The sequence below is a fragment of the Caballeronia choica genome, from assembly GCF_001544535.1.
GTDB lineage: Bacteria > Pseudomonadota > Gammaproteobacteria > Burkholderiales > Burkholderiaceae > Caballeronia > Caballeronia choica.
The window spans coordinates 1-2,284 of the sequence record NZ_FCON02000381.1 but is presented as its reverse complement, the minus strand read 5'-3'; the positions used below and the strand labels follow the sequence as shown (position 1 = coordinate 2,284).

Here is a 2,284-nt window from a genome sequence, read left to right as displayed (position 1 = left end):
CACCAGCATGCGCTACAGATCCCTTGGTACGACATCTGTACTTTGCTCAAATACGACATTACTACTTTGCCCCTACATGTCAAAACGGGGACAAATCGTTTTATGTCAAATAAAACGTCGCAGCGTATGCAAGTATCTCCAGATATTGCTCTCCGACGGCGAAAGTTTATGGGGCCGGCGCACGAATTTGTGCATCTTGTGATGCTATAATGTATGCCGATAAACTATCGGAGCATCTATGCGCACCACGATCGCACTCGACGACGACTTGATCGCCAAGGCGCAAGCCTACACGGGGTTGGACGAAAAAACAGCGCTGGTTCGTGAAGCCCTCAAAGCACTTATCGAACGCGAGGCGGCGCGTCGGTTAGCGAACCTAGGCGGTAGCCAGCCGGGGATTCAGGGGGCTCCGCGTCGTCGGCAAGATGTTGAATGATTTTGGTCGACACATCCGTGTGGATCGACCACATTAGCGCGTCCGATTCGGTGCTGGTGAGGCTGCTGTCAGAGGAACGCGTGCTCGCTCACCCCTACGTAATCGGGGAAATCTCTCTCGGCAGCCTGCGCAATCGTGAAGTCGTCCTTGGGGCGCTGCTTGATCTCCCGGGTGCGCCCATCGCCACGACCGAAGAGATTTTCTTCCTCATTGAGGGCGAGCAACTCTTCAGCCGTGGAATCGGATATGTCGATACCGCCCTGCTGGCGTCCGCTCGGTTGCAGCCTGGCGTAACCATCTGGACGCGTGACAAGCGATTGAAGAAGGTCGCCGACGAACTCGGATTGAGTGCCATGTTAAGACACTAGCGGCCGGTGCATCGAGTCCAACGGTCATCGCCCTTCTTTACGAACCGGGCTTCTTCTCGCCAGCGACAGCCAGCGCCACTGCATAGCAACAACCGCAGTACAGAACGTACTGCTCAACCCACAGAATGCCCGCACATCCCACAGATTGCTCAGGCAAGACGCAGAGTGATGGCAAGACAGGTCAGACCGTGGTCGGCATAGCCCGCAAGACTCATGGCACATAAAGTGCGCTTTGCTGATAGAAGAGTCGGCCAGCGGCGGCACCTCGAAGGAATGATGGCCGAACGTGGGATTGATGTCGATCATTCGACAGTCCACCGCTGGGCCGTCAAGCTGTTTCCGGTGCATTATCTCAGTGCGTCTTAGCGCGACAAAACCAAAAGTATCCATCCCGCGGTTCCCGGCGCCGGCAACTCACCTGAAATGCTGGTTTCGCACAGCATCGCGACGCTGATTTTGTATCGGGCCGCGACTCGGCTCAACCAGCTTCCGGAAGCAGCAAGCATGCCCTGCTTCATCTCAGGACGTGCCCAGGCAGCACCTCCTATCCGCGCGAAAGCGGCCCTCGACCAAGGGGCCGAAGCACCACCGCCAGCTTCGAGGCTCGATTGACCTTTTTTCACCGAGTACCATTGACGCCTCTCGCCGACCTTAACGGAACACATTAGCGGACTTACAGTAAGCGACACATTGAACGCGGCGCCAGCAAAATGAACGAACATCAGCAGCCGGGCAAGGGGTTGCGGCTCCTCGGCATGCGCGAGGGCGTAGAAGCGTTCGGCAGCGAGTTTCATATCGTGACGCGCTTCGGCGAGGCTTTCTCTTTTGCGCGCGGGTGCCGGTCGTGCCTGCGGCGCCGCTCAGGTCGGCGTGCCGTTACTCACCGCCGCGCCGAACGAAGCCGTGAACGAAGCCTCCGCCGATCCGGCGAAATCCGCGAAACTGACGAGATGGCCGAGCCGGCTCGCCATCTGCGCGAGTTGCACGCCGTTGTCGGCGCCGAACTTCTGCCGGATCATCGACTGATGGTTCGCCACGGTCTTCTGGCTCAGGCCCAGTTTCTCCGCGATGCTCGGCAACGTGTAGCCCTGCACGAGCAGGCGCAGCACCTCGAATTCCCGCGCTGATAGCTGGCGTCCGGGCGGCCCTTCCTGGAACGTCGCGCGCAACGCGAGCGCCTGCGAGATGTCGGCACTCAGATAGCACACGCGCCGCGCAACCGAGCGCACCGCTTCGACCAGCACGTCGGGCGCGCTCGCCTTCGTCACATAGCCACGCGCGCCGGCATCGAGCGCGCGACGCACGAAGATCGCTTCCTCGTGCACGCTGAAAATCAGCACATGCGCATCTGGCTCGCGGGCGAGCATGCGGCGCATCGCTTCGATACCGCTCGCACCCGGCAACGCAAGATCCATCACGACGACATCCGGCCGCAACGCGCAGAAGCGCTGGTAGGCCTGCGCGGCGTCGGCGGCCTCGC

Annotated in this window: 5 protein-coding genes and 1 pseudogene; 4 read left to right on the top strand and 2 right to left on the bottom strand. The window is 60.1% G+C overall.

The window, feature by feature from the left end:
* From AWB68_RS50510 to AWB68_RS49170, 4 genes and pseudogenes are all read left to right on the top strand, one after another.
* Positions 1-210, top strand: a 210-nt coding sequence (locus tag AWB68_RS50510) for a hypothetical protein (protein ID WP_235028865.1), incomplete at its 5' end; no start/stop codon positions are given.
* Positions 211-238: 28 nt separating this feature from the next.
* Positions 239-436: a type II toxin-antitoxin system VapB family antitoxin gene (locus tag AWB68_RS44200; protein ID WP_087650362.1), complete on the top strand. Its 198-nt coding sequence runs from the start codon at positions 239-241 to the stop codon at positions 434-436.
* Positions 433-804, top strand: a complete 372-nt coding sequence (locus AWB68_RS44195) for a type II toxin-antitoxin system VapC family toxin (protein ID WP_087650361.1) — start codon at positions 433-435, stop codon at positions 802-804. Before AWB68_RS44200 ends, AWB68_RS44195 begins: the two co-directional genes overlap by 4 nt.
* A gap of 258 nt (positions 805-1,062) precedes the next feature.
* Positions 1,063-1,149 (top strand): annotated as a pseudogene (locus AWB68_RS49170) (IS6 family transposase); the annotation flags it as partial.
* Positions 1,150-1,166: 17 nt separating this feature from the next.
* Here AWB68_RS49170 and AWB68_RS44190 read toward each other — a convergent pair.
* The gene (locus tag AWB68_RS44190; RefSeq protein ID WP_087650360.1) at positions 1,167-1,598 is read right to left on the bottom strand and encodes a hypothetical protein; all 432 of its coding nucleotides are present in this window, start codon (positions 1,596-1,598) and stop codon (positions 1,167-1,169) included.
* A gap of 66 nt (positions 1,599-1,664) precedes the next feature.
* Positions 1,665-2,284, bottom strand: a 620-nt coding sequence (locus tag AWB68_RS44185; RefSeq protein ID WP_087650359.1) for a response regulator, incomplete at its 5' end; no start/stop codon positions are given.

What these genes read in the sequence shown, in the direction of transcription:
- AWB68_RS44200 (WP_087650362.1), top strand. Translation starts at nt 239, where the DNA reads ATGCGCACCACGATCGCACTCGACGACGACTTGATCGCCAAGGCGCAA.
- AWB68_RS44195 (WP_087650361.1), top strand. Translation starts at nt 433, where the DNA reads ATGATTTTGGTCGACACATCCGTGTGGATCGACCACATTAGCGCGTCC.
- AWB68_RS44190 (WP_087650360.1), bottom strand. Translation starts at nt 1,598, where the DNA reads ATGAAACTCGCTGCCGAACGCTTCTACGCCCTCGCGCATGCCGAGGAG.